Source organism: Actinoplanes sp. TFC3 (assembly GCF_001553785.1).
Taxonomy (GTDB): domain Bacteria; phylum Actinomycetota; class Actinomycetes; order Mycobacteriales; family Micromonosporaceae; genus Actinoplanes.
In genome coordinates this window covers 4,766,175-4,789,731 of sequence record NZ_LOJP01000001.1, presented here as the reverse complement: position 1 = coordinate 4,789,731, position 23,557 = coordinate 4,766,175, and the positions used below count along the sequence as shown (strand labels likewise).

Annotated in this window: 30 protein-coding genes; 15 read left to right on the top strand and 15 right to left on the bottom strand. The window is 69.3% G+C overall.

Going from position 1 to position 23,557, the window contains the following annotated elements; genetic code table 11:
• Positions 1-113 precede the first annotated feature (113 nt).
• Complete coding sequence (locus TFC3_RS21650) at positions 114-1,235, top strand: hypothetical protein (RefSeq protein WP_067502935.1); 1,122 nt, start codon at positions 114-116, stop codon at positions 1,233-1,235.
• Between the two features lie 72 nt (positions 1,236-1,307).
• Here TFC3_RS21650 and TFC3_RS21645 read toward each other — a convergent pair whose 3' ends face one another.
• Positions 1,308-1,658, bottom strand: a complete 351-nt coding sequence (locus tag TFC3_RS21645) for a DUF6401 family natural product biosynthesis protein (protein WP_067502933.1) — start codon at positions 1,656-1,658, stop codon at positions 1,308-1,310.
• Positions 1,659-1,749: 91 nt separating this feature from the next.
• Here TFC3_RS21645 and TFC3_RS21640 point away from each other — a divergent pair, with 91 nt between their 5' ends.
• On the top strand, positions 1,750-2,175 hold the full coding sequence (locus TFC3_RS21640) for a hypothetical protein (RefSeq protein WP_067502930.1): 426 nt from the start codon (positions 1,750-1,752) through the stop codon (positions 2,173-2,175).
• A gap of 4 nt (positions 2,176-2,179) precedes the next feature.
• Here the strand turns inward: TFC3_RS21640 and TFC3_RS21635 are convergent, their stop codons facing one another.
• Positions 2,180-2,392: a hypothetical protein gene (locus tag TFC3_RS21635; protein WP_067502927.1), complete on the bottom strand. Its 213-nt coding sequence runs from the start codon at positions 2,390-2,392 to the stop codon at positions 2,180-2,182.
• Between the two features lie 217 nt (positions 2,393-2,609).
• On the opposite strand from TFC3_RS21635, the gene TFC3_RS21630 reads away from it, so the two are divergent.
• Positions 2,610-3,194 (top strand): hypothetical protein, encoded by a 585-nt coding sequence (locus TFC3_RS21630; RefSeq protein WP_153040328.1) that lies wholly within the window; start codon positions 2,610-2,612, stop codon positions 3,192-3,194.
• A gap of 37 nt (positions 3,195-3,231) precedes the next feature.
• On the opposite strand, the gene TFC3_RS21625 is transcribed toward TFC3_RS21630, so the two are convergent.
• The 3 genes from TFC3_RS21625 to TFC3_RS21615 form a co-directional block, all read right to left on the bottom strand.
• Complete coding sequence (locus TFC3_RS21625; RefSeq protein ID WP_067502922.1) at positions 3,232-3,471, bottom strand: hypothetical protein; 240 nt, start codon at positions 3,469-3,471, stop codon at positions 3,232-3,234.
• A gap of 63 nt (positions 3,472-3,534) precedes the next feature.
• Positions 3,535-3,999 carry an SRPBCC family protein gene (locus tag TFC3_RS21620; RefSeq protein WP_067507215.1) on the bottom strand — a complete coding sequence of 155 codons (465 nt, stop codon included), beginning with the start codon at positions 3,997-3,999 and terminating at the stop codon, positions 3,535-3,537.
• 66 nt (positions 4,000-4,065) lie between these two features.
• The gene (locus TFC3_RS21615) at positions 4,066-5,007 is read right to left on the bottom strand and encodes a YihY/virulence factor BrkB family protein (RefSeq protein WP_067502920.1); all 942 of its coding nucleotides are present in this window, start codon (positions 5,005-5,007) and stop codon (positions 4,066-4,068) included.
• Between the two features lie 88 nt (positions 5,008-5,095).
• Here TFC3_RS21615 and TFC3_RS21610 point away from each other — a divergent pair, with 88 nt between their 5' ends.
• Positions 5,096-6,685, top strand: a complete 1,590-nt coding sequence (locus TFC3_RS21610) for an NAD(P)/FAD-dependent oxidoreductase (RefSeq protein ID WP_067502917.1) — start codon at positions 5,096-5,098, stop codon at positions 6,683-6,685.
• 20 nt (positions 6,686-6,705) lie between these two features.
• On the opposite strand, the gene TFC3_RS21605 is transcribed toward TFC3_RS21610, so the two are convergent.
• The 3 genes from TFC3_RS21605 to TFC3_RS21595 form a co-directional block, all read right to left on the bottom strand.
• Positions 6,706-6,927, bottom strand: coding sequence for a hypothetical protein (locus TFC3_RS21605; RefSeq protein ID WP_067502914.1), 222 nt, complete (start codon positions 6,925-6,927; stop codon positions 6,706-6,708).
• Between the two features lie 142 nt (positions 6,928-7,069).
• Positions 7,070-8,074: an SDR family oxidoreductase gene (locus TFC3_RS21600; protein WP_067502912.1), complete on the bottom strand. Its 1,005-nt coding sequence runs from the start codon at positions 8,072-8,074 to the stop codon at positions 7,070-7,072.
• The gene (locus TFC3_RS21595; RefSeq protein ID WP_067502909.1) at positions 8,071-8,517 is read right to left on the bottom strand and encodes an SRPBCC family protein; all 447 of its coding nucleotides are present in this window, start codon (positions 8,515-8,517) and stop codon (positions 8,071-8,073) included. Before TFC3_RS21595 ends, TFC3_RS21600 begins: the two co-directional genes overlap by 4 nt.
• 120 nt (positions 8,518-8,637) lie before the next feature.
• On the opposite strand from TFC3_RS21595, the gene TFC3_RS21590 reads away from it, so the two are divergent.
• The 3 genes from TFC3_RS21590 to TFC3_RS21580 all read left to right on the top strand — a co-directional run bounded on the left by TFC3_RS21590 (position 8,638) and on the right by TFC3_RS21580 (position 11,457).
• Entirely contained in the window at positions 8,638-9,843 is a 1,206-nt protein-coding gene (locus tag TFC3_RS21590; protein WP_067502906.1) for a glycosyltransferase, read from the top strand.
• A gap of 32 nt (positions 9,844-9,875) precedes the next feature.
• Positions 9,876-10,736 carry an NAD(P)-dependent oxidoreductase gene (locus tag TFC3_RS21585; protein ID WP_067502902.1) on the top strand — a complete coding sequence of 287 codons (861 nt, stop codon included), beginning with the start codon at positions 9,876-9,878 and terminating at the stop codon, positions 10,734-10,736.
• 217 nt (positions 10,737-10,953) lie between these two features.
• Positions 10,954-11,457 (top strand): hypothetical protein, encoded by a 504-nt coding sequence (locus tag TFC3_RS21580; protein ID WP_067502897.1) that lies wholly within the window; start codon positions 10,954-10,956, stop codon positions 11,455-11,457.
• A 59-nt stretch (positions 11,458-11,516) separates the two neighbouring features.
• Here the strand turns inward: TFC3_RS21580 and TFC3_RS21575 are convergent, their stop codons facing one another.
• The 5 genes from TFC3_RS21575 to TFC3_RS40065 all read right to left on the bottom strand — a co-directional run bounded on the left by TFC3_RS21575 (position 11,517) and on the right by TFC3_RS40065 (position 15,737).
• Positions 11,517-12,200 carry a hypothetical protein gene (locus TFC3_RS21575; RefSeq protein ID WP_067502896.1) on the bottom strand — a complete coding sequence of 228 codons (684 nt, stop codon included), beginning with the start codon at positions 12,198-12,200 and terminating at the stop codon, positions 11,517-11,519.
• Positions 12,194-12,790 (bottom strand): hypothetical protein, encoded by a 597-nt coding sequence (locus TFC3_RS21570; RefSeq protein WP_067502893.1) that lies wholly within the window; start codon positions 12,788-12,790, stop codon positions 12,194-12,196. The genes TFC3_RS21575 and TFC3_RS21570 overlap by 7 nt, the downstream gene beginning before the upstream one ends.
• Positions 12,791-12,956: 166 nt before the next feature.
• Complete coding sequence (locus TFC3_RS21565) at positions 12,957-14,597, bottom strand: ATP-dependent DNA helicase RecQ (protein ID WP_067502889.1); 1,641 nt, start codon at positions 14,595-14,597, stop codon at positions 12,957-12,959.
• Between the two features lie 39 nt (positions 14,598-14,636).
• Complete coding sequence (locus TFC3_RS21560) at positions 14,637-15,587, bottom strand: TIGR03557 family F420-dependent LLM class oxidoreductase (protein WP_067502886.1); 951 nt, start codon at positions 15,585-15,587, stop codon at positions 14,637-14,639.
• A gap of 21 nt (positions 15,588-15,608) precedes the next feature.
• Positions 15,609-15,737: a hypothetical protein gene (locus TFC3_RS40065; RefSeq protein WP_255363783.1), complete on the bottom strand. Its 129-nt coding sequence runs from the start codon at positions 15,735-15,737 to the stop codon at positions 15,609-15,611.
• 217 nt (positions 15,738-15,954) lie between these two features.
• Between TFC3_RS40065 and TFC3_RS21555 the strand changes: the two genes are divergently transcribed.
• The 8 genes from TFC3_RS21555 to TFC3_RS21520 all read left to right on the top strand — a co-directional run bounded on the left by TFC3_RS21555 (position 15,955) and on the right by TFC3_RS21520 (position 21,862).
• Positions 15,955-17,535: a glycoside hydrolase family 3 protein gene (locus TFC3_RS21555; RefSeq protein ID WP_067502883.1), complete on the top strand. Its 1,581-nt coding sequence runs from the start codon at positions 15,955-15,957 to the stop codon at positions 17,533-17,535.
• A 111-nt stretch (positions 17,536-17,646) separates the two neighbouring features.
• The gene (locus TFC3_RS21550) at positions 17,647-17,970 is read left to right on the top strand and encodes a hypothetical protein (RefSeq protein ID WP_067507212.1); all 324 of its coding nucleotides are present in this window, start codon (positions 17,647-17,649) and stop codon (positions 17,968-17,970) included.
• 61 nt (positions 17,971-18,031) lie between these two features.
• Positions 18,032-18,853 carry a DUF1206 domain-containing protein gene (locus TFC3_RS21545; protein ID WP_067502881.1) on the top strand — a complete coding sequence of 274 codons (822 nt, stop codon included), beginning with the start codon at positions 18,032-18,034 and terminating at the stop codon, positions 18,851-18,853.
• 99 nt (positions 18,854-18,952) lie between these two features.
• On the top strand, positions 18,953-20,185 hold the full coding sequence (locus TFC3_RS21540; protein ID WP_067502878.1) for a mechanosensitive ion channel family protein: 1,233 nt from the start codon (positions 18,953-18,955) through the stop codon (positions 20,183-20,185).
• 47 nt (positions 20,186-20,232) lie between these two features.
• Entirely contained in the window at positions 20,233-20,670 is a 438-nt protein-coding gene (locus tag TFC3_RS21535) for a phage holin family protein (RefSeq protein ID WP_067502875.1), read from the top strand.
• Positions 20,667-21,116: a DUF3618 domain-containing protein gene (locus TFC3_RS21530; RefSeq protein WP_067502872.1), complete on the top strand. Its 450-nt coding sequence runs from the start codon at positions 20,667-20,669 to the stop codon at positions 21,114-21,116. Before TFC3_RS21535 ends, TFC3_RS21530 begins: the two co-directional genes overlap by 4 nt.
• The gene (locus tag TFC3_RS21525; RefSeq protein ID WP_067502869.1) at positions 21,113-21,385 is read left to right on the top strand and encodes a DUF4235 domain-containing protein; all 273 of its coding nucleotides are present in this window, start codon (positions 21,113-21,115) and stop codon (positions 21,383-21,385) included. The genes TFC3_RS21530 and TFC3_RS21525 overlap by 4 nt, the downstream gene beginning before the upstream one ends.
• Before the next feature lie 273 nt (positions 21,386-21,658).
• Positions 21,659-21,862 (top strand): cold-shock protein, encoded by a 204-nt coding sequence (locus TFC3_RS21520; RefSeq protein ID WP_007075740.1) that lies wholly within the window; start codon positions 21,659-21,661, stop codon positions 21,860-21,862.
• Positions 21,863-22,335: 473 nt separating this feature from the next.
• On the opposite strand, the gene TFC3_RS21515 is transcribed toward TFC3_RS21520, so the two are convergent.
• On the bottom strand, positions 22,336-22,587 hold the full coding sequence (locus TFC3_RS21515) for a hypothetical protein (protein ID WP_067502867.1): 252 nt from the start codon (positions 22,585-22,587) through the stop codon (positions 22,336-22,338).
• Positions 22,574-23,551: an aldo/keto reductase gene (locus TFC3_RS21510; RefSeq protein WP_067502864.1), complete on the bottom strand. Its 978-nt coding sequence runs from the start codon at positions 23,549-23,551 to the stop codon at positions 22,574-22,576. The genes TFC3_RS21515 and TFC3_RS21510 overlap by 14 nt, the downstream gene beginning before the upstream one ends.
• Between the last annotated feature and the right edge of the window lie 6 nt (positions 23,552-23,557).

Below are 23,557 nucleotides of genomic sequence, written 5' to 3'. Positions count from 1 at the left end.
CGGACGATGGGGGCACTGGCCGGACGTGCTGATCTGTCCGGTACGTGTGGATGATGCCGTCGCGAGGTCGTCCGAGAGTGCGCGACGAGCACCCCCGCTCTACTCTCTGCCCCATGACTGGCCCCGACGTCGGCGATGCGCTGCGAGACATGTGGCGATCGATCCTGTTGTTCCTGCCCGCCGCGCTCGCGTTCCTGCTGATCCTGGGCATCGGCTGGCTGCTGGCCCGGCTGGCCCGCACGGTGGTGGCCAAGGCGCTGCACCGCGTCGGCTTCGACCGGGCGGTGGAGCGCGGTGCGGTCGGCCGCGCGCTGGGTGACCGGATCCAGCCCAGCGACCTGTGCGCCAAGATCGCGTTCTATGCGGTGCTGTTGTTCGCGCTGCAGCTCGCGTTCGGCATCTGGGGGCCCAACCCGGTCAGCGACTTGCTCACCGCGCTGGTCGGCTGGCTGCCCCGGGCATTCGTGGCCATCGTGATCATCGTGGTGGCCGCGGCGATCGGCGGCGCGGCCCGCGACCTGATCAGCAGCGCGCTGGGCGGGCTGGCCCACGGGTGGCTGCTGGCCCGCGTCGCGTACTGGGTGATCATGGCCCTGGGCGTGATAGCAGCGCTGGACCAAGTGGGCATCGCCACCGCGGTGACCCAGCCGGTGCTGATCGCGGTGCTGGCCACGGTCGCCGGCGTGGTGATCGTCGGCGTGGGCGGCGGGCTGGTCCGGCCGATGCAGCAGCGCTGGGACATCTGGCTGCAACGCGCGAGCGAGGAGTCGGCGCTGATCCGCGAGCACGCCAGGATGTACGCGGAGGACAAGGCCCGGCGCGAGCGGGAGGCCGCGGAGGCGGCGCTCAAGGCCGAGGAGGAGCGCCGGGAAGCCGCCCGCAAGGCCGAGGACGAGCGGCGTCAGGCCGAGGAAGCACGCGCCGAGGCGGCCCGGATCGAGGCCGAGCAGAAGCGGGCGGAAGCCGTGCGCAAGGCCGAGCAGGAACGGCAGGAGGCCGAGCGGCGCGCCGCCGCCGAACGCGAGGAGCAGGTACGCCAGGCCGCGCAACGGGCCGAGAGGGCTCGAGCCGAGGCCGAGCGGCAGCGCCTGCTGCAGGAAGCGGCCGAGGAGCAGACGCAGATCATCCCGGCGCAGCGGCGCCCGCGCGAGGACAACCCGGTGCCCGGGTTCGGCCCGGACGACGACGAGGGCGAAACCCAGATCATCAAGCGCCCGGAGGACCCCGGGAAATAAGGAGGCCGGCACCCGGGTGGGTGCCGGCCTTCAGGCCTGGAGCGGTGGTGTTCGCCTCGCTGGGTCGAAGGGTCAGGCGGGCAGGGTGCGGGCCAGCGAGCAGACCGCGAGCAGGCGGGTGAGCACCCAGTCTTTTGCCGACCAGTCAATCGGGCCGGCCGGCGGGCGCCAGCCGTGCTTGAACGCCGCGTCGCGCACACCCTCGGCGTAGGCGGCCAGGATGATCGGCGTGAGCGGGCGCACGTCGGTCGACAGGCTGTCGCGGATGCCGGCCGCATGCTGGTCGACGGTGGCCAGCAGCCCGGGGAACCGGGCGGCAGCCTCGAAGCCGGAGTCGCCGACGCAGGCCGTCAGCTCGGTCAGGCTGGTGTGGGCGGAACGCAGGGCAGCGCGGGCGGCAGCGCCGCTGAACAGGCCATTCATAGGTTCAAAAGGTAGGGACGCCCGGGTAGCCAACGGTTCCCCTGATCGGTGCAGCTCGGTTGAACTGCACCAAGCGGGGAAGTACAGCGCCATGACCGCACCCGACGACAGCCCCCGCCGACCGGCCGGGCTCGACGACACCACCGTCGAGGCGCTGGGGAAGTTCAGCGAGGCCCTGGAGACCGTCGAGCGGATCCGCGGGCACCTGTACTCGCTGCACCAGCTCACCGGCAAGGCCGACTTCGCGCTGGACGACGCCGCGGAGCTGTTCCGCCGCGCCGGGCACGACAAGCTGGCCGAGCGGATCGAGCGGGAGCTGATCGGGCGCAACGTGCTTGCCGGGCGGTGGACGTTCCAGGTGGTCGAGGAGTACGACGACGGCTACTACACCGAGTTCCGGAACCTGGAGAAGGATGCCCGCGACGAGCTGGCCGGTGGCCGGCGGCACCTCTACGAGGCCGAGCTGAAGGAGCAGCGCCGCACCGCAGGACGGCCGGGCCACGAATCCCGGCCCTGAAGCGTTATTCCATTTCGGCGGTGGCCGCTGCGGAGCGGCGCTGGTTGTCGTCGGCCATGATCACGGTGGCGACCACAAGGGCCACGACGACCGCGAAGAGCCAGGAGGCGTCGTCGATGAGCGAGGCGGCGAGCGGCGCCTGGAACGCGGCGAGCACGAAGCCCACCCAGGCAAGTCGGCGCTGACGCTCGGAGAGGAAACCAGCAGCAGATCGCATTCGGCCAGTCTGGCCCGGTTTAACAAGATCGCCGTCACCCTTTCGGCCGATAGCGTGTTGTCCGATGGTGCCTACTGCGCTGCGTCGCCATCGCCCCACCCGCCGTATATTTGCCCTGTTTGTGCTGGTCACGGCGATGTTTTCGGGCGGGTGCCGGCCATTTCCGAGCCCGGCTCCACTCCCTCAGGAATCGACACAATTGCATGTTTTAACCGGCGTGTTGCCGGAAAGGGGCATCGCCACTCTCAGCCTGCGGGACGCCGCGTCGCGCGTCGACATCCGGTTGATATCGCTCCCGGGGTTGCTTTACAAAATCAGCACCCCGGCCGGGTCGGGGCTGGCTCCCCGGATCACCGGGCCCTCGGGGGGTGTGCGGCTGGCGTTGGTCCCGACCGGCGGGGACGGCCCGGACACCGTCGAGATCCTGCTCAACCGGCGGGTGCGCTGGGATCTGCGGCTGCCCGCCGGTGCGGGGGAGCAACACCTGGATCTGGGGTCAGGCAAGATCCGCAAGATGGCCCTCGGCTCCGGCGCCGGGCTGGTGCAGGTGCGTCTGTCCAGACCGTCGGGATCGGTGCCGATCACCGTGACGGGTGCGGTCGGCGAGCTGGTCGTCTCGGTGCCGCGGGCGACGGCGGTGCGGCTGCGGCTGCGTGGGGGAGCGGCGTCAGTCACGCTCCCGGGACGTGTTCCGGCCGCTGCGGGCCCGGGATCCGTGCTGACCTCGGTGGGTACGACCACAAGGCGCTACTCGCTCGACATCACGTCCCCGGCCGGCGCGGTAACCGTGCGTTCCCGCTGACGAGGGCCACCTCGGGGATGGCCCTCGGGCGCGGTCCTCAGTGCGGGCCGGTGCGCCCGGTCGGGCTCGGCCGGAATTCGCGGTCCGGGTCCGTGGCGCCGGTGTCGCTCTGGTCGGGCACCTGCGCGTCGTTGCCGAACGCCTGCTCCAGGCCGGCGTCGTTGTCGGTCGGGTCGCCCTGCCCGTCGGTGTCATAGGTAGCCATGGCGCTGCTCAGCTCCTGCACGGAGAGCTTGTCCTCGTCGCGCCACACGCCATCGTCTTCGCGGTCAGTCATGCTCTGTGCCGTACCCACGAAAAGGCCGCCGGAATCCCGGCGGCCTTCGTGATAAAACGCTGGTTACGGCTGCGGCCGGTCCACCTCGCCGCGCCACGCGCCGGTCTCGACGCCGCCGCGGCCCTCGATGTACTCCTTGAACCGCTTGAGGTCACCCTTCACCTGCCGGTCCAGGAACCCCAGCTTGTCGCCGGCGGCCTCGAGCACGCCGTCCGGCTCGAAGTCCATCTGGCAGGTGACCCGCGTGGTGTTCTCGTCGAGGCGGTGGAAGGTGACCACACCGGCCTGCTTGCTGCCCTCGGTCGAGGTCCACGCGACCCGCTCGTCGGGTAGCTGCTCGGTGATCGTGGCGTCGAACTCGCGCTTGACGCCGTCGATGTTGGTCTTCCAGTGCGTCGTCGTCGGGTCGAGCTGACGGATCTCGGTGACGCCGCCCATGAACCGCGGGAACTCCTCGAACTGGGTCCACTGGTTGTACGCCGTGCGCACCGGGACGTTCACATCAACAGACTCGGTAACCGTGCTCACGATGCTCAACTCCTTGTGCAGATCTTTCGCGTTCAACAGACCCTGTGGTGCCCGGGCGGCGTACCGCTAAACCGGCTCTTTCGGCGGCAGCGGCGGATCCGGGTCCTCGATGCCGGCCTGCAGTGCCCGGCCCCGCTGAAGCTCCGCGTTGATCTCCACGCCCAGCATCAGCGCCGAGTTGGCGAGGTAGAGCCAGACCAGGAAGGCGATGATCGCGCCCAGGCTGCCGTAGGTCTTGTCATACGAGCCGAAGTTGGCCACGTACAGCCCGAACCCGAACGACGCGAGCGCCCACACGCCCAGCGCGACCGCCCCGCCCACGGTGAGCCAGCGGAACCGGGGCCGCTGCACGTTGGGGGCGACCCAGAACAGCAGCGAGAGCAACAACATCAGGATCATCACCAGCACCGGCCAGCGCCCGATCGACCAGGCGGTGCGGGCGGTGCTGCCGGCGTGCAGGGCGTCACCGACCGCGTCGACCAGCGGGCCGCTGATGACCAGGCCGATCGCGACGAGTGCCATCAGCACCAGGCCGACCGCGCTGAGCCCGATCTGCACCGGGCGCAGTTTCCAGAACGGCCGGCCCTCCTCGACGCCGTAGATGCGGTTCGAGGCGCGGGTGAACACGCCCACGTATCCCGAGGCCGACCACAGCGCACCGAACAGACCCACGCTGAGCAGCACCTTGGCCGAGCTCTGCTGGGCGATGATGGCGTTGAGCACGTCGGTGAAGTTCTGGTTGGCCACCACCGACCCGGCGCCCAGGTCCTTGAGGATGCCGATGATCGAGTCCACGGCTGTGGGGCCGTCGGTGACCAGGTTGACCAGCGCGACCACCACGATCACGGCCGGGAAGACGGCCAGCACCGCGTTGTAGGTCAGCGCCGCAGCCAGGTCACCGCAGTCGTCATCGATGAAGCCGGTGATGCTGCGCCACAGCACGCCACGCCAGGTGGACCAGCGGAGCTGCCGGATCTTGCTGGGCAGGCGCGTCACAACAGCTGTCATCCGGGGGGCTCCTCTATTCCTCACGCCATGCGCACGGACCACTACCCGAGCGGTGTTTGCGGCAAACAGCGCGGGGTACCGTCGCCCCGTGGAGCGAGCGGACGCGATTGTCATCGGTGCGGGACACAACGGCTTGGTTGCGGCGAACCTGCTCGCCGACGCGGGCTGGAGCGTCCAGGTTCTGGAAGCAACCCCTCAGCCCGGCGGCGCGGTGCGCTCCGGCTTCGTCACGGCCCCGGGCTACCTGAGCGATCTGATGAGTTCGTTCTACCCGCTCGGCTACGCCTCCCCGGTGCTCGACAGCCTGGACCTCGAGCAGTACGGGCTGGAGTGGACGCACGCCCCCGACGTGCTCACCCACCTGCTGCCGGACGGGCGTGCTGCCACGGTCAACCGGGACCTGGCGACCACCATGGCCTCGATGGAGCAGTTCGCCCCCGGCGACGGTCAGCGCTGGAAGAACGCGTACGACGACTGGTGCCACGTCTCCGACCCGATGCTCAAGGTCGTGCTCACCCCGTTCCCCCCGGTGCGCTCGGGACTGGACCTGCTGCGCCGGTTGGGAGTCGGCGGGTCGCTGCGGCTGGCCCGGCGCCTGGTTCTGTCCGTACGCGAACTCGGATCGGAACTGTTCCAGGGCGAAGGCGCTCAGCTCGCCCTGGCCGGCTGCGCCCTGCACACCGACCTGTCCCCGGAGGAAGCCGGCGGCGGCGTGTACGGCTGGCTGCTCGCCATGCTCGGTCAGCAGTTCGGCTGGCCCGTGCCGGTCGGCGGCGCTCAGAAGATCACCGACGCGCTCGTGGCCCGGCTCGCAGCCCGCGGCGGCCGCATCGAATACGACACCCCGGTCACCCGCATCCTGGTCGGCGGCGGCAAGGCCATGGGGGTCCGCACGGCCGACGGGCGCAACTGGCGGGCCAAGCGCGCGGTGCTGGCCGACGTCCCGGCGCCCGCGCTCTTCCTCGACCTGGTCGGCGAGCGCTGGTTGCCGTCGCGCTTCACCGAGGACCTGGAGTTCTTCCGCTGGGACGGCGCCACCGTCAAGGTCGACTGGGCCGTCAACGGCAAGATCCCCTGGACGAACCCCAAGGCGGCCGGCTCGGGCACGGTGCATCTGGGCGCCGACCTCAACGACCTGACCCGGTACGCGGCCGCGCTGGCCACCAACAAAGTGCCGGAGAAGCCGTTCCTGCTGCTGGGTCAGATGACAACCGCCGACCCGCTGCACTCACCCGAGGGCACCGAGTCGGTGTGGGCGTACACCCATCTGCCGCACCGCAAGCACTGGGACGCGGGCGAGATCGAGGAGCACGTCGGACGCATCGAGACGGTGCTGGAGAATCACGCCCCCGGTTTCGGCAAGCTGGTCGAGGGCCGCAACGTGTTCTCCCCGACGGACCTTGAGAAGGAGGACCCGTCGCTGGTCGGTGGAGCCTTGGGCGGGGGTACGGCCGCGGCGTACCAACAGTTGTTCCTGCGCCCGGTGCCCGGCCTGGGCCGCCCCGACACCCCGGTCGACCGGCTCTACCTGGCCAGCGCCTCGGCCCATCCGGGCGGCGGCGTGCACGGTGCTCCGGGGGCCAACGCGGCTCGCGCGGCGCTGGCCCGCAACCGGGCGCTGACCGGTTCGCTGTACCAGGGCGTCATCAGCACCGCCAACAAGTCGATCTACCGCTGAAACGCATGCCCTGACGTGCCTCACCGCTGGCGGTGGACCCTTACCGCCGCTCGCAGGGCGGGCCACAAGCGCAGCCGCCGCCGGCTGTCCAGGGCGGCGAGGCAGGCGGCGAGCGCTGGGCGTTCCTCCGGTGGCACCAGGGTGACCACGATGAGAACCGGCACGGCAGCCGCCAGCAGCTCCATGACCAGGATGAACACAAGGACGGCGGCGACCAGCCCGACCACGGCGAACTCACTCACGGCAACCTCCGGCTCAGCATTGAGGGACGTTACCCTTACTGTGCGTGATTGATGAGCCGGTCGGGAAGCGGCCGATCCGGTAGCCGACAAAGCCGATTTGTCCCGCCCGGGCTCCGATCGGTGACCCGGACGGGATGGGCGTTCAGCGCCGGCGCAGCAGCCCGGCTGCGGCGAGCCCGACCCCGGCGCTGAGCACCCCGGTCACCAGCGGCTTGTGGGTGGCCGCCCACAGCGCGAACGAGCTGGTGCGGCTCTGGTCGTCGAAGATGCCGTGAGCGCCGTGGTCGCGGGTCTCGTCGGCCGGCTTGTCGACGTTGTCCTGCCAGGTGGCCAGGTCGATCTTCTCGTCGGTCTGCTGACCCTGGTAGCCGGTCTTGTCGCGCGAGAGGTACCAGTCCAGGAATGCCGGGGCCACGATGTTGCCGAGGCGGGTCTTGAGGGTCGGGCCGCCGATGTTCAGCTCGCGCTTGCCCTTGTCCGCCGCCCACAGGACACCCTTGGCGATCACTTCGGGCTGGTAGATCGGGGGGACCGGCTGGGGGTGGTTGGGCAGCCGGGTTCGTACCCAGGAGAATTGCGGCGTATTGACCGCAGGGAGCTGGACCATCGAGAGTTTGACCTGGTTGCCGTCGTGCAGCAGCTCGGCGCGCAGAGAGTCGTTGAAGCCCTGGATGGCGTGCTTGGACGCGCAGTACGGCGCCTGCAGTGGGATGCCCCGGTAGGCCAGCGCCGAGCCGATCTGCACGATGGTGCCCTGCCCGGCCGCTCGCATGTGCTTGAGCGCCGCCAGCGTGCCGAACACCGTACCCAGGTAGTTGACGTCCGTGACCCGGCGGAACTCCGCCGGGCTGATCTCCCACGCAGGCGCGAAAACCGAGGTCATGGCGTCGTTGATCCACACGTCCAGGGAGCCCCACGCCTGCACCACGTCATCGGCCGCGCGCTGCACCGCATCGGCATCCGCCACGTCCAGCTGGTATGTGCGGACCTCGGCGGCTCCGGCCGCGCGGGCCTCCAGCGAAGCGCCCTCCAGGCCGGCACTACCCCGGGCGATCAGGGCGAGGCGGGCTCCGCGGCGGGCGTAGGCGATGGCGACCGCGCGGCCCACGCCGGCGCTCGCTCCTGTGATGACGACGGTTTGGGTCACGAACGGCTCTTTTCCCGGATGGCGATGTCGGACAAACGCCGGATCGACTCGATGTTGCGGCGGTGCAGCACCAGGTCGTTGATCTTGTTGTGGATCCAGTTCAGCGGGCCGGCGTGGAAGGTCTCACTCATGGTGACGCGGGTCGAGCCGGCCCCCTGCGGCTGCAGCTCCATCTTGATCGTGGCCTCACCGGCGGGCCACAGACCGGCCTTGAGCACCAGCAACCGCTCCGGCACCATCTCCAGCACCTCGGAGGAGTCGTGCAGCGACAGCGGCCACGGGCCCGCTTTGTGGTGCAGCTTGGAGCCGACCTGCGGCCAGCTCGCGTCGACGTCACGGATATGCACCGTGCCGACCACCCAGTCGCTGTAGGTCCACCCGTCGGCGAGCACGGCGAACACCTGATCGGGCGGGGCCGGGACGGTACGCTGCACGATAGCCACGAGCAAGCCTGTACCCGCTGCGGCAATGTTTACGCTTTACGGTGACGGGCAAGCTGCACCGCGTATCGCCAGCCCTAAGTCCGGTCTTCTCCCGGAATCAAGCTGTCGGAGGAGGACCCCGTGCGAATCGCCATGATTTCCGAGCACGCGAGCCCGCTGCCTGCCCCGGACGCTTCCGCCGCGGGCCAGCAGCGACACGTCGCCGAGCTTTCCACCGCCCTCGCCGAGATGGGCCACGAGGTGCGCGTCTACGTACGCCGCGACGACCCGGGGCTGCCGGCGATGGTGCCGATCGGCGCCGGCGTGCAGGTCGTGCACGTGCCCGCCGGCCCGGCTCAGGCCCTGCCGGCCGAGGCGCTGCTGCCGCACATGGGTGACTTCGCGGCCTGGCTGCGCACCGAGTGGCGGGACAGCGACTGGCTGCCCGAGGTCGCCCACGCCCACTACTGGACCAGCGGCCTGGCCGCGGTGACCGCTGCCCGCCAGGTCGGCATCCCGGTGGTCCAGTCCTTCCACGAACTTGGTGAGGGTGGAGCCAACGGCAAGGACTCCGGCCCCTCGCGTACGGGGTACGAGCGTGCCCTCGGCCGGGCCGTCGACCGCGTCGTGGCCCAGAGCCAGGATGAACTCAGCGGTCTGGTGCGCCTCGGGGTGCCGCGGGCGCACCTGACCGTCGTACCGGCCGGGGTCGACAGCGAACGGTTCACCCCGGAGGGCCCGGCGGTCGACCGCGACCCGCAGCGCCCGCGGATCCTGTCCGTCGGCCGTCTGGTCGAGCGCAAGGGCTTCGGCGACGTCATCCAGGCCATGCGGTTCGTGCCCGGCGCCGAGTGCGTCGTGGTAGGCGGCCCGCCCGCACAGCAACTGGCCACCGACCCGCACGCCAAGCGGCTGCGCGCCTTGGCCGAGCAATACCAGGTGGCCGACCGGGTGCGCCTGGTGGGCGGGGTCCCCGCCGGCGACATGCCGCGCTGGTACCGCTCTGCCGACCTGCTGGTGGCGGCGCCGTGGAGCGAGCAGTTCGAGCTGGCCCCGCTGGAGGCCATGGCCTGCGGCGTCCCGGTGATCGGCACCACGGTGGGCGGGCTCAATGAGACGGTCGTCGACGGACTCACCGGTGACCTGGTCGCCTCGCGTGATCCCCGCGCCCTGGGCAGCGCTCTGCGGCGGCTGGTGAACGACAAGGTCAGGCGGTTCGCGTACGCCACCGCAGCGCTCGACCGCGCCCGCCAGGCGTACTCCTGGAAGCGAGTCGCCTCCCAGCTCGGCTCGGTCTACTCGACAGTCGCGGGCCGGCGCAGCACCGAGGCCGAAGCGGTCGCCTAGCGTTGTCCCGGTGCCGCAGTATTCTGCGGCGCATGACCGTTGGTTTCTTGGGACTGGGCGTCATGGGACAACCCATGGCGCTCAACCTTGCCCGCGCGGGCACACCGCTGATCGTCTGGAGCCGTACCGCCGGGCGATGCGCGCCTGTCGCCGCAGCCGGTGCCACTGTTGCGGGCAGTGCCGCCGAGGCGGTCGCGGCGGCCGACGTGGTACTGGTCATGCTCTCCGGCCCGCCCGCCATCGACGAGGTCCTGGCCACCGTGCCGGACCTGCGGAACAAAATCATCGTGCCCATGGGTACGACCGCGCCCGGCTATTCGACAGCACTCGGCGAGCGGATCCGCGCGGCTGGTGGGCGCCACGTCGAGGCCCCCGTCTCCGGCTCCCGTCAACCCGCCGAAACTGGACAGTTGGTCGCGATGCTGGCCGGTGAGGACGCCGACATCGCCACGGTACGTCCCCTCCTCGCACCCCTGTGCCGCGAAACGGTCCGCTGTGGTGCCGTGCCCCGCGGCCTGCTGATGAAGCTCGCGGTCAACGTCTTCCTGATCAGCACCGTCACCGGCCTGGCCGAAACCGTGCACTTCGCCGAGCAGCACAACCTCGACCTGGACGTGCTGGCCGCAGTCCTCAACGCCGGCCAGATGGCCAGCGCCATCTCCCGCGTCAAAGTAGCCAAACTGCTGGCCGGCGACTTCGAGGTCCAAGCCTCCATCCGCGACGTCCTCTACAACAACCTCCTGATTACCGAGGCCGCCCGGACAGCCGGCATCGCCTCCCCGCTGATCGACATCTGTGAGGCCCTGTACGCCGAAACCGCCGCCCTGGGCCACGCCGATCAGGACATGGCCGCCGTCATCCGGGCGGTCCAGGCCCGCACCTCAGCGGCGTAGCCTCCGAGTTTCCTCCGGCGAAGGTGAGCAGATCGGTGAGCGCACCGGTCAGGCCGCGAGCGGCTCGGTCGCCACCGGTCCATCGTGCCGCAGCGATGCCGATCGTCATCCGTGCGGTGGGCCCCGCGCTCGCCACGCACAGTGAGGGGTTTGTTTCTGGCGTCCGGTGGATAGGTTGTGCAGCGCCTGTATCTGGAAGTGAAGTGAGGACACACTCGTGACGGACGCACCGCTGTACGCCCAGTTCGGTTTCACCGACGCCGAATGGGGGCTGCTCGTCGGCCTGCCCCAGTCGGTGCTGACCGCCGCCAGCGCGGCCACCCACGACAGCGCCCGCAAGACCCGCCAGGAAACCGCCGCCGGCCTGGAGAAGATCGCCGACGCCCGCGCCTCGGCGAGCCCGCTGGTCGGCGCGGTGGCCCGCAGCGTCCTCGCGGCGACCGGCGACCCGGAGCAGGGCGAGGAACTTCCGGCCATCGAACCCGCCGACCCGATCGGCTACGGCGAGGACGTGGTCACCCGGGCCGCGGAGGCTTCGGCGCTGCTCGCGGCGAAGGCTTCCTCGGCGGACGCGGAGACCTACAAGCACTGGCTGGTCGAGATCGCCGAGACGGTGGTGGGTGCGGCCTCGACTGGCGGCGTCCTGGGCATCGGCGGCGACGTGATCACCGACAGCGAGCGCACCTTCCGCGACAACCTGGCCAAGGCCCTCGCGGACTGACGTTGTCCGGGCCGGCCCGGGAGCCTCCGGGCCGGCCTGCTCGGCGTAATCATTACGCCCTATCCGATCGAGTGAGCGTCCGCGACGGCCAGCTTGAGCACCCGCGTATACGCCGCCTCGCTCCACCCCTGCTCGTCGTACTCCACCCAGATCAGTTTGTCGTCGAGCACCGCCAGCATCGCCGTGATGGGCGTGTCGATGTCCGTGCTGTCGATCTGCGTGCGGTATGCGGTGAAGGCCAGCCCCTGCACCGGCTTGGCGCATTGCTTGGCCGCCGCCACCACCGGATGGCCGGCCGCGTTGCCGTGCAGGGTCAGCACCAGCTCGCGGACTTCCAGCGGGGTGATCACCTGGCCGGCCGGTTTGGGATCCGCTCCGCGCACGGTTGCTGTGTACGCGTATCCGACCCCGGTGCTGCCGAAGATGGCGTCGGACTCCTCCGCTGTGGCCGAGAACCAGGGAAACGGTTGGGTGCAGTCCACCGGCTGCGTGGCCGGGGTGCCGCAGCCTGCGGGATCGTAGGAAGCGGCGGCGTACCCGTGCACCGTGCTCGGTGTGGACGGCCAGATCTGCTCGACCGTGAGCAGCCCGGACGTCGGTTCCGCAATCGACTGGCGGCAGGCGACCGCGGGCGCCGCAGCAGTCGGAGCCCGCTCAGCCGGGCCAGGTTCATCACTGCAGGCCGCCGCGCCGGTGAGCAGCGCGGCGGCCAGGAATGCCCGTACGAGGGTCGTTCTCAGCAAGCGATGACCTTTGCCTTGTACTCGAAGCTGCTCGTCGCGTACGAGGAAGAGCACTTAGCCGCACCGTCGGCCGGTACGGCGAAGGAGACCGCGCTGCCGTTGGACTTGATGACCTTCGTGCCACTGCTGTTGCACTTGCTCGACGTCCACTTGCCCTTGAACTTCTTGACCCCGGAGAAGAACGCGTACTTGCCGGAGGACACGGTGACCTTGACCGTCTCGGAGGTGCTCTTGGTCTTGGTGCCCGACGCGGCAACCGTGACGCCGACCGACTCGCTCAGCTCGCCGATGATCGCCTTGGCGCTGACCTCGGTCGTCGAGGAGTAGCTGACCGACGCCGTGATGGAGCCGACCTTCTCGACGGTCCGGCTGACCTCGCCCCCGCCGCCGGCCGGGATCGAGAAGTACTTGGCGTGGGTGACTGTGCGGGTCGAGGATGTGCTGGTCATCTTGATGGACTGCATGTTCGGCTCACACATGGTCGGTGACGCCGGCGCGGCGTGGGCTGCGACGCTCGTCAGGCCGGTGCCGGCAACCGTGAGAACCAGAGCCGCAAAGCCAGTGGCAACGCGGCGGGTGCGGTGGTGCATGTAATGCTCCAGTCCTGTCCAGAACGGGTCAGGAAGCCCCGTGAGCGATCATGATCAGTGCAGTCCACTCAGGGGGCAACCACAGCACGCGCAGATTGCAGTAAACAGAACCTGGCACTACGAGTGCCAGGCGACGGCGATCCGGCGTCGGCGGGCTGGCGGTGCGCTACCCGGCGGTGAGCAGCTCGTTCTCCACTACCACCGACACGGCCAGCGTCTTGTAACCCACGCTCTCGAACAGGACGGTCATCTTGTCCTCTTCGTAGCCCATCACCATGCCCGGTCCCCACTCCGCATGCTGCACGGTGCTGTGCACCGCGAACGGCTCGTCGCCGGTGGCCTCGATGACCTCTTCGGCCACGCCATCCACGCAGTTGTCGCAGTGGCCGCACGCGCGTCCCAGGTCCTCGCCGAAGTAGGCCAGCAGCGTCTGCGTCCGGCAGGCCCGGGTTTGCGCGAACGCGCGCATCATGTCGGTGCGTGAACGTTGCACGGTCTGCTGGCGCTCGTGCTCGGCTACCGCTTCCTCGGCGGCCTTGGCGGGCAGGGGGGCGTACCGGGGAACCTTCCATTTGCTGCCGTCGGCCTTGACCGCTCCCACTTGTTCCAGCAGCGCCAGCAACTGCCCCAGCTTGCGCGGGCCCAGCCCGGACTTTTCCTTGATCGCGGCCTTTGAGGTTGCCCCGCCGCGCACCGCCGCGGCCAGCTCCCGCAGCTCCACATCGGACGGGCTGCCGCCGGTGAAGAAGCGTTGGATGGCTTCGTCCTCGGCGCGCCACAGCAGCAGCGCGTGGCCCGGTTCGCCGTCGCGGCCCATGCGGCCGATTTCCTGGAAGTAGCTGTCGGGGGAGTCGGGCAGGGCCATGTGGGCCACCCAGCGGATGTTGGGCTTGTCGATGCCCATGCCGAACGCCGAGGTGGCCACCATGATGTCGACCTTGTCGTTGGTGAAGTCCTCGTGGCGCTGCTCGCGGGCGCCGGCGGCCATGCCACCGTGGTAGAACTCGGCCGGGTAACCCGCTGCGGTGAGGCGTGTGGCCAGTTCCTCGGCCGCCCGGCGGGTGGCGACGTAGATGATGCCGGGCCGGGTGGTCTCGTCCAGGAGCGCGGTCAGGCGGCGCCAGCGGTAGTTCTCGTCCGGGCACTGCGCGACCTGAAGGAAGAGGTTCTTGCGATCCAAGCCGGACACGTGGATCTCGGGGTTGCGCAGTTGCAGCCGCTCGATGATGTCGTCGCGCACCGGTGGCGAGGCCGTGGCGGTCAGCGCCAGCACCGGCGGGCGGCCGATGCCCTTGATCAGGTGGCCGATCTGCAGGAAGTCCGGGCGGAAGTCGTGGCCCCACACCGAGATGCAGTGCGCCTCGTCGACCGCGACCAGGCCGGGCCGCAGCGCGCGGACCTCGGCCAGGCGTTCCGGGTCGCTGAGCTGTTCCGGGGTGATGAACAGGAACTCGGCGCGGCCCTCGCGTAGCTCCTGGATCGCCTCGCGCTGCTGGGCCGGGGTCTCCGCGGAGCTGACCCGCACCGCGCGGATCGCCGGGTCGCCGTACTCGTTGAGCGCGGCGATCTGGTCCTGCTGCAGGGCCAGCAGCGGTGAGATCACCACTGTCGGGCCGGGCAGCAGGACCGCCGGGATCTGGTAGATCGCCGATTTGCCGGCGCCGGTCGGCAGGACGACGAGCGCGTCACGCCGGCGCAACACCGCCCGCATGGGCTTGGCCTGTCCCGGGCGCAGCGAGGGCCACCCGAAATGCTTGCGCGCGATCTTGCGCAGGCGAGGCCCATAGACGGGAATGTTGAGCTTCATCGATCGGCCACTGTGCCCCACTACGAGCTTCGGCAAACGTCACGCATGCTTGGGCAGGATGTGCTCGGCGTACAGGTCGAACAGGCCCTGGTAGTGGGGGCCGGTGTTGGCGACATAGACCTCGTCGAAGCCCGCCTTGGCGTACTGCTCGATCATCTCGAGGTGGGCCTGCGGGTCCTTGCCGCAGACGAACGCCTCCTTGACCTGCTCCTGCGTGACGAGCTGGGCGGCCTGCTCGAAATGCTTGGGCGACGGCAAAACCTGAGAGAGTTCACCGGGTACGCCCGCATTGGGCCATTTCTCGTACGCGAGCCGGGCACCTTCTTCCTCAGTGTCGGCGAACGCTGCCTTGAACCCGGCCTGCGCCGTGCGGTCGCCGCCACCCTGCGAGCGGAACTGCTTGACCGCGTCGCCGTCGGGCATCGTGCTGACAAAGCCCTCACCGATGCGCGCGGCAACCTCAATTGCCTTGGGTCCGAAGCCCGACACCAGGATCTCCACCGGCTTCTCCGGCAGCGTGTAGACGCGCGCGTTCTCGACGGTGTAGTGCTTCCCCCGGTACGAGACCACGCCGCCCTTCCACAGCTCGCGCAAGATCTCGACGGCTTCTTCGAGCATCTCCAGGCGGACATCCGCCTCGGGCCACGCGTCGCCGAAGATGTGCTCGTTGAGCGCCTCGCCGGTGCCCACGCCGAGCCGGAACTTCCCACCGGTCAGCACCGCGCTGGTCGCCGCCGCCTGCGCGATGACCGCCGGGTGGATGCGCACGGTCGGGCAGGTCACCGCCGTGGTAATGGGCAGCGAGACAGCCTGGCTGAGCGCGCCGATCGTGGACCAGACGAACGCGCTCTGGCCCTGCGCGTCGACCCATGGGTGGTAGTGGTCGGAGATCCACAGGTTCGCGAACCCGGCCCGCTCCGCGCCCTTGGCCTGCTCGATCAGCTCAGCGGGGGTGTATTCCTCGCTCGACAGGAAGTATCCGATTTTCATGACGGGCGGATACCCGCGTCACTAGCGGCCGAACATCTTTTTGATCGCCCACAGCAGGATCAGCCCACCGAGGGCGACCCCGAGGAGCTTGACGGCGTGGACTTGACCCCAGTCGACACCGGACACGGCGAGCGAAGTAGGCGAAAGCACCTTCCGATCGTATCGCCGGCAGCTCCACCGCCTTCTCGACCCGAGTGAGGCACCTAGCTACAACACTTAAAGCAGGCCTAATAGAAAGGTTTGTTGACTAAAGCGGCAGGGTGGGCGACCATAGGACGTCACCGCGCCCATGACGGTAGGCGGTTGATCACTGAGGGGGACGCGTTCACCGAGCGCGTATTGATCGTCACCGGAGGTACGCGAAGCTATGCCGAATTCAGGCGATCTGCCGGAGCTCGCCGATGCGGTTCTGCAGCCCGGGTTCGTCGGTCTCACCGCGCCCGATTGGGTGCGGCGCCGGCTGGCGGAGGGGCTGGGCGGCGTCGCGTTGTTCGCCCGCAACGTCGAGTCGCCCGCGCAGATCGCGGCGCTGACCGCTCAGTTGCGCGCCGAGCGGCCCGACGTCATCGTGGCCATCGACGAGGAGGCCGGCGACGTCACCCGCTTCGAGTCGCGCCACGGCAGCTCCCGGCCCGGCAACCTGGGTCTGGGCAGCGTCGACGACCTCGAGCTGACCTGCGCGGTGGCCCGCGACCTGGGCATGGACCTGGCCCACGCCGGCATCACGCTCGACTACGCCCCGGACACCGACGTCAACAACAACCCCGACAATCCGATCATCGGGGTACGGGCATTCGGCGCCGAACCCGCACTGGTGGCCCGGCACGCGGCCGCCTGGGTCCGCGGTCTGCAGGACGCGGGCGTTGCCGCTTGTGCCAAGCACTTCCCGGGCCACGGCGACACCGCCGTCGACTCGCACCACGACGTCCCGGTCATCGGTCACGACCGCGCCCGCCTCGAAGAGGTGGAGCTGGTGCCGTTCAAGGCCGCCATCGCCGCCGGGGTGCGCTCGATCATGACCGGTCACCTCGTCGTCCCCGCGTACGACCCCGAGGTGCCCGCCACGCTGAGCCGGCGCATCCTGACCGGTCTGCTGCGCGAGGAGCTCGGCTTCGACGGGCTGATCGTCACCGACGCCGTCGAGATGCAGGGCGTCAGCCGCAAGTACGGCATCACCGGCGCCACCGTGCGCGCCGTGGCTGCCGGGGCCGACGCGATCTGCGTGGGCGGTGACCACGCCGACGAGCAGACCGCGATCCGGCTGCGCGACGCGCTCGTGGCGGCCGTACGCAACGGGGAACTCAGCGAGGAACGGCTGCGCGACGCCGCCCGCCGGGTCCGGGAGCTGGCCGCGTGGACGCTGCAGACCCAGACCGCCGTCGGGGCCCGCGCGATCGCCGACCTGGCCGGTACGACCCCGGTGCCCGAGGTCATCGCCATCTCCGGTTCCGCTGTCGGCCAGGCCGCGGCCCGGCGGGCGCTCAGGGTCACCGCGACCGAGGACGCCCCGCAGCTGCCGCTCGAGGTGGCGCCGCACGTGGTCGAGTTCGTGCCGCCGCGCAACATCGCCATCGGGGCCGAGACGCCGTGGGGCGTGGGTGCGCCGCTGGGCGAGCTGCTGCCCGGCACCACATCGGCGCGGCTCAGCGCCGACGACCTGGCCGGCACCACCGACCCGGTCGCCCCGATCCTGCACGGCGTCGGCGCTCGCCCGCTGGTCCTGGTCGTCCGCGATGCGCACCGGCACCCGTGGATCGCCGACGCTCTGGAGCGCACTCTGGCCGTACGGCCGGATGCCATTGTCGTGGAAATGGGTGTGCCCGTCAGCGTGAGCGGGGGTCTGCACCTCGCTACCTACGGCGCGACCCGGGCCTGCGGTCAGGCCGCGGCCGAACTGATCGCCGGCAGTCCCGTGCCCGACCGCACCAAGCAGGCTCTCGCCGCCTGATCCGTTCCCGAGCAGGCGGGAATGATCTTGCCGCCGTGCTCACGCCCGGGCGGCCAGGGCCGGCTCACCATGGCCCGGCCCTGGCACGTCCCAGGTAACCTCGATCTGGTGATGAACACCGCAGCTTCCAGGACCGCCGCCCTGTTCACCGCCGCCGTGCTCGGTCTGGGCCTCGTCTCCGGATGCAGCAACGACAACGTCTCGTGCGGCCTCGATCAGTGCACCGTGACCATCGAGCGCACCGTGAACGCCAGCGTCAGCGTGCTCGGCGTCGAGGCGAAATTCGTCAGCGCCGATCAGAACACCGTCACGCTCGAAGTGGCCGGCGAGCAGGTCCAGCTGAGCAAGGGCCAGCAGGCCGTCGACGTGGGCGGGCTGCAGGTGACGCTGGACAGCATCAGCGACGACAGCATCGGCATCCAGGTGTCGCGTTAGCACAGCCGGGGCGCGTGCGACGCAGGTTTGGAAATCTTTTACGCAGGTCACATAAGCGGCCATGACTGCCTCCTCACAAGCGCGTAACACCGCCTCGCGCGCGGCCGACAGCAAACCGCTCGAATATCTGGCACGCGGCGGCTTCATCGCGTACGGCGTCATCCATCTGCTCTTCGCCTGGATCGCCCTGCAACTGGCGTTCGGCTCCTCCTCGGAGTCCGGCGACCAATCGGGGGCGCTGCAGGAGCTGGCCAGCAAGCCCATGGGCAAGACGCTGGTGGTCATCGTCATCGTGGGCATGATCGGGCTGGCGCTGTGGCAGGCGCTGGAGGCGGCCATCGGGGAGAGCGGCGAGCAGGGCAGGATGGCGCTCGCGGAGCGGTTCATCTCCGGCTGCCGCACCATCATGTACCTGTACTTTGCGTTCCTGGGCATCAAGGTGCTGCAGGGCTCGAACACCTCCAGCGGCGACAGCTCGCAGCAGAAGGCGTCCTCGCTGATGGACAACGCCGGTGGCCGGTTCCTGATCGGGCTGATCGGCGTGGTCGTGGTCGGCGTCGGCGTCGGACTGGCGATCTACGGGCTGAAGAAGAAGTTCGAGAAGCACCTCAACACCCAGCAGATGAGCGCCCAGGTCCGCAAGACCACCCAGCGCCTGGGCATCGCCGGCTACACCGCCAAGGGCGCCGCCTACGCCATTGCCGGTGTGCTGGTCGTCGTCGCCGCGGTCAAGTACGACCCCGAGAAAGCCCGTGGCCTGGACGCCGCGCTCAAGACGCTGGCCGGGGCGCCGTACGGTCCGTGGCTGCTCGCCCTGTTCGCGCTCGGCATCGCGGCCTTCGGCGTCTACTGCTTCTCGCAGGCCCGCTACCGCAAGGTGTGATGTTCCCCAACGTCTGATCTCAGCCAACGCACGTTGCAGGCACCGGCGGGCGGGGCAAGCTAGATCGCTGGCAACCAACCCTGTTGAGGAGAGGGAACCGTGACCAGCGTTCTGACCGCCCTGCTCGCCGTTGTCATTGCGGCGGGCCTTGCCGTGGTGGTGGCCGAGGCCCTGCACTGGATGACCAAGCGGCTCGGCAGTCGCTCCCAGTTGCTACGCGACCTCGCCACCACGGCGCACCAGCCCTTCCTCACCTTCTTGACGGTGTTCGCCGTCCAACTCGCCGTGCGCGGCTTCGCCGGCGACTTCCCGGCTCGCGCGGGCGTCCTGCACACCATGGTGCTGCTGGTGATCGGGTCCGCGGCCTGGCTCATCGGCGCGCTCATGCTCGTGCTCGAGGACGTCGCCTTGGCCAAGTGGCGCGTGGACGTCCCGGACAACATGAAGGCCCGGCGTCTCAAGACCCAGGTGCAGATGCTGCGCCGGGTGACGGTCGCGGCCATCGTGATAGTCACGTTGGGCGTCATGCTGATGACCTTCCCCGGGGTACGGGCGGTGGGGGCCAGCGTCCTCGCCTCCGCCGGTCTGGTCTCGGTGATCGCCGCTCTGGCTGCGCAGAGCACCCTCGGCAACGTGTTCGCCGGGCTGCAACTCGCGTTCAGCGACGCCGTGCGCATCGACGACGTGGTGGTGGTCGAGGGCGAGTGGGGCCGCATCGAGGATTTGACCCTGACGTACGTGAGCGTGCAGATCTGGGACGACCGCCGGCTGATCCTGCCGACCTCGTACTTCACCACCAAGCCCTTCCAGAACTGGACCCGCCGCGGCTCGGCAGTGCTGGGCACTGCCGAGGTCGACGTTGACTGGTCACTACCGGTCGAGCCGATGCGCGCCGAGCTGCGGTCGGTGTGTGAGGGCACCGAGCTGTGGGACGGTCGGGTCTGCGTGCTTCAGGTGACCGAGGCGGTCGGCGGGATGATCCGGCTGCGCGCCCTGGTGAGCGCCAACGACGCCCCATCGCTGTGGGACCTGCGCTGCCTGGTCCGCGAACGGCTCGTCGCCGGGGTCTTCGAGCACCGCCAGGACTCGCTGCCCCGGGTCCGCGCCGACGTCACCAACATCGAACGCTCCGGCCTGGCCGCCGCGCAGGCCCGCTCCTCGGGCCCCTCCGAGCGTCCGGAACGCGACTTTGCCGCCGACCATCAGGCCGAGGCGTCGCAGGATTCACTTGTCTTCAGCGGCGCCGGCGACGGCACCCGGCGCGGCGCGGCTTTCTCGGGCCCGGACGGCCCCGCTGATTTCGGCTCGGACAGCCGCCGAAGTCAGGATTGACGAGGCGCCTGGCAGGGCATACAGCATCACAGCGAAAGGAGGACACCATGGCCGATGTCCTGAACGGTAGCCCGGTCCGTCCGGGGACCGACCAGTCCACCTCGGAACTGGTCCAGAAAGCGAGTGAGCAGATCACCCGCCTCGTCCGGGACGAGATTGCACTCGCGAAGGCGGAACTTACCGAGAAGGGTAAGCACGCCGGCATCGGAGTGGGTCTGTTCGGCGGGGGCGGCGTGCTCGCCCTGTACGGCGTGGGCGCCCTGATCGCCACGCTCATCATCGTGCTGAACCTGTTCTTGGACCTGTGGCTCGCCGCACTGATCGTCACCGTGGTGCTGTTCGCCGCGGCCGGGGTGCTGGCGTTGCTCGGCAAGAAGCAGGTGACCCAGGCGGTGCCGCCGGAGCCGAAGTCCGCCATTGAGAGCGCGAAGGCGGACGTCGACGAGGTCAAGCAGGCCATCAAGAGCGGCAGGAGCCGGGCATGAGCGACAAGAACGGATCCGGGAGCGCCAAGCCCGATGTCGAGGCGTTGCGCGAGGAGATCAAGCAGACCCGCGCTGAACTGGGCGAGACCGTCCAGGCCCTTGCGGCCAAGGCGGATGTGAAGGCCCGCGCCAAGGAGCAGGTCGAAGTGACCAAGGCCAACGCGAAGGCCAAGGTCCTCGAGACCACCGAGAAGGTGAAGGCTTCCGCGGCCTCCGCGGCGGCCGCTGCCTCCGAGAAGGTCCGCGCGGCCACCGCGCAGTCCAGCGAGAAGGTCTCCCAGGCGGTTACCGTCGTCGGCGACAAAGCGCGCGAGTCCGGCGCGCTGGAGAAGGCGCAGGACGCCCGTGAGCAGGTGCGCAGCAACCCGGTCCCGCTCGCCGCGGTGGCGGCCGGCGTGGTCGCGCTGATTGGCATCATCCTGATCGTGCGGGGGCGGCGCCGGTGAGCGGAAAGTTCCAGAAGGTCGCCTACAAGCCGGTCGGGCTCCTGCTCGGCGTCGCGGCCGGGGCGATCGCCGGTGCGGTGTTCAAAGAGGTCTGGAAGTTGACCGCGGGCGACGACGACGCCCCGGACGCCCACGACGAGGAGCGCGGCTGGGGCGAGATCCTCGCCGCCGCGGCCCTGCAAGGCGCCATCTTCGCGGTGGTCCGCGCAGCCGTGCAACGCGGTGGTGCGGTCAGTGTCCGCAAGGTAACGGGCACCTGGCCGGATTAGGCTCCCGTAGACATAGGATGCATCGATCGCGGTCATGGCCCCCAGCGTTGCTGGGGGCCTTTTCCGTATCGGCCGGCGTCGACTTGATTCGTCGAAGGGGAAGCTTTCCGGGTGCTTCTTCGGGTACAGTGTGGCCAGTTTTTGTGTATGTGGTTCTTCTTTAGGAACCCCACTGCAGGGGGCAGTTCCTTCAGGCCGTGCGCGGCGCCGCTGCTCGAAAACGACCATCGGTCCTGCATCATGGGGCCGGAATTTTCAGAAGGAGAGTTCAGCATGGCGCAAGGAACCGTGAAGTGGTTCAACGCAGACAAGGGCTTCGGCTTCATCACCGTCGACGGCGGGGGTGCTGACGTGTTCGTCCACTTCTCGGCCATCCAGACGAGCGGTTACCGCACTCTGGAGGAGAACCAGCGGGTCGAATTCGAGATCGCCCAGGGCCAGAAGGGTCCCCAGGCGGAGCAGGTTCGCCCCATCTGAGACCAAAAAGCCGGCGGCGACGCCGGCCGCCGATCGCCTGGCGGAGATCGGCTCGAGCGGTGAGCCCCGTGCCCTCGGACAGCCTTGGCAGTCCGTAGAGTGCGGGGCTTTCGCATGCCCGTCCAAGGGGCCGGCAAACTTTCGACGCGCTGGAATTTACGGCTTATGGTGGGGCTTGCGGTAGTCGAGCGGGATGCCAGTTCTTGCGAATGGTGTTATTGGGTGGAGGGCTCTGCGTCAAGTGGATGGTGGAGCGCGCCTTTTGTATTGCGGTGCTGGCCGGCTTTTCAAGATCAATTAATGCGTGCGGGCTGCGGCAGGTGGTCGGGGGCGAAGAGCGTTTCATATGCATGATGCATTTCCGGGCTCTCGGTAGATTGATCGGCTTGGGACGGGTTGGTGTTCGGGGCGAGGTGCGGTAAGCGCAGGCCGCGGCGAAGCGAGGGAGGCGCGCAAACCGCCGCCCGCCCTCGCTAAGACCCCTCGCGGCCGGCCAAGGCAGCCTGACGATGCCGCTCCCGGGCCCGGACGCCCAGAACGATCAGCGTCAGCCCGGCCACAGCCACCACCGGACCCACCACGGCGAACACCGGCTTGTCGCTCATCATGCTGTCCTTGACCCAGTCCAGGCCGGCTGCTGTCCACAGGACGCCGATCACCAGGGCCAGCATGCCGCCGGCCATCCAGGGCCAGCCCTTGAGCGGGATCAGGTCACCAGCGGTCATGGACCTGGGGCCGGATCAGCTCGTCGTACACGGATTGGACTGTTTGGTGCGCGGCTTCCGGCAGCTTTGGTAAAGCCGCTGCTGAGGCGTTGCCTCGAGCCTGGGTGGCGTTGCGAGCGCCCGGGATGACCACTGTTACGGCTGGGTGGTCGAGGATCCAGCGCAGGGCGAACTGGGCCATGGTGGTGTCCGCGGGCACCTCGGGGCGCAGGCGGCGGACGGCTTCGAGGCCGGTGGTGTAGTCGACGCCGGAGAAGGTTTCGCCTACGTCGAACGCCTCTCCGTGGCGGTTGAAGGTGCGGTGGGCGTCGGGCGCGAACGTGGTGCTTTCGTCGTACCGTCCGGATAGGAGGCCCGATGCGAGCGGGACGCGCGCGATGATGCCGACGCCGGCTTCGGCGGCCGCGGGCAGGACCTTCTCCAAGGGCTTCAGGCGCAGCGCATTGAAGATGATCTGTACGCTCGCAGTCCCCGGTCGCGCGATGGCCTCCAGGGCCTCGTCGACCTTCTCCACGCTCACGCCGTAGGCCGCGATGCGCTTCTCCTCGATCAGGGTGTCAAGGGCGTCATACACCTCCGGCGTGCTGAACACCGGGGTGGGCGGGCAGTGCAGTTGCACCAGGTCAAGGGTGTCGACGCCGAGGTTGATGCGGGAGCGGTCGGTCCACGCGCGGAAGTTGTCCAGCGTGTAGTTCTCCGGCTTCTGCTCCATCCGGCGGCCCATCTTGCTGGCCACGAACAGTCCGGGGTGGCTCTTGATGAACGAGCCGATGACCTGCTCGCTGCGACCGTCGCCATAGACGTCGGCGGTGTCGATGAAGGTCACGCCGGCGTCGACCGCGGCGGCCAGGGTGGCGTGCGCGTCTTCCTCGCTGACCTCACCCCAGTCCGCGCCGAGCTGCCAGGCGCCCAGACCGATTACCCCTGCGTCGCGGCCCAACCGGCCGAACCTGCGTTTTTCCACCCGGGA

Bases quoted from the DNA above. Each gene is read 5' to 3' on its own strand.
- TFC3_RS21645 (WP_067502933.1), bottom strand. From the start codon at position 1,658: ATGAATGGCCTGTTCAGCGGCGCTGCCGCCCGCGCTGCCCTGCGTTCC.
- TFC3_RS21565 (WP_067502889.1), bottom strand. From the start codon at position 14,597: ATGAAGCTCAACATTCCCGTCTATGGGCCTCGCCTGCGCAAGATCGCG.
- TFC3_RS21635 (WP_067502927.1), bottom strand. From the start codon at position 2,392: ATGCGATCTGCTGCTGGTTTCCTCTCCGAGCGTCAGCGCCGACTTGCC.
- TFC3_RS21560 (WP_067502886.1), bottom strand. From the start codon at position 15,587: ATGAAAATCGGATACTTCCTGTCGAGCGAGGAATACACCCCCGCTGAG.
- TFC3_RS21530 (WP_067502872.1), top strand. From the start codon at position 20,667: ATGAGCGACAAGAACGGATCCGGGAGCGCCAAGCCCGATGTCGAGGCG.
- TFC3_RS21640 (WP_067502930.1), top strand. From the start codon at position 1,750: ATGACCGCACCCGACGACAGCCCCCGCCGACCGGCCGGGCTCGACGAC.
- TFC3_RS21535 (WP_067502875.1), top strand. From the start codon at position 20,233: ATGGCCGATGTCCTGAACGGTAGCCCGGTCCGTCCGGGGACCGACCAG.
- TFC3_RS21545 (WP_067502881.1), top strand. From the start codon at position 18,032: ATGACTGCCTCCTCACAAGCGCGTAACACCGCCTCGCGCGCGGCCGAC.
- TFC3_RS21520 (WP_007075740.1), top strand. From the start codon at position 21,659: ATGGCGCAAGGAACCGTGAAGTGGTTCAACGCAGACAAGGGCTTCGGC.
- TFC3_RS21585 (WP_067502902.1), top strand. From the start codon at position 9,876: ATGACCGTTGGTTTCTTGGGACTGGGCGTCATGGGACAACCCATGGCG.
- TFC3_RS21550 (WP_067507212.1), top strand. From the start codon at position 17,647: ATGAACACCGCAGCTTCCAGGACCGCCGCCCTGTTCACCGCCGCCGTG.
- TFC3_RS21625 (WP_067502922.1), bottom strand. From the start codon at position 3,471: ATGACTGACCGCGAAGACGATGGCGTGTGGCGCGACGAGGACAAGCTC.
- TFC3_RS21615 (WP_067502920.1), bottom strand. From the start codon at position 5,007: ATGACAGCTGTTGTGACGCGCCTGCCCAGCAAGATCCGGCAGCTCCGC.
- TFC3_RS21555 (WP_067502883.1), top strand. From the start codon at position 15,955: ATGCCGAATTCAGGCGATCTGCCGGAGCTCGCCGATGCGGTTCTGCAG.
- TFC3_RS21570 (WP_067502893.1), bottom strand. From the start codon at position 12,790: ATGCACCACCGCACCCGCCGCGTTGCCACTGGCTTTGCGGCTCTGGTT.
- TFC3_RS21515 (WP_067502867.1), bottom strand. From the start codon at position 22,587: ATGACCGCTGGTGACCTGATCCCGCTCAAGGGCTGGCCCTGGATGGCC.
- TFC3_RS21650 (WP_067502935.1), top strand. From the start codon at position 114: ATGACTGGCCCCGACGTCGGCGATGCGCTGCGAGACATGTGGCGATCG.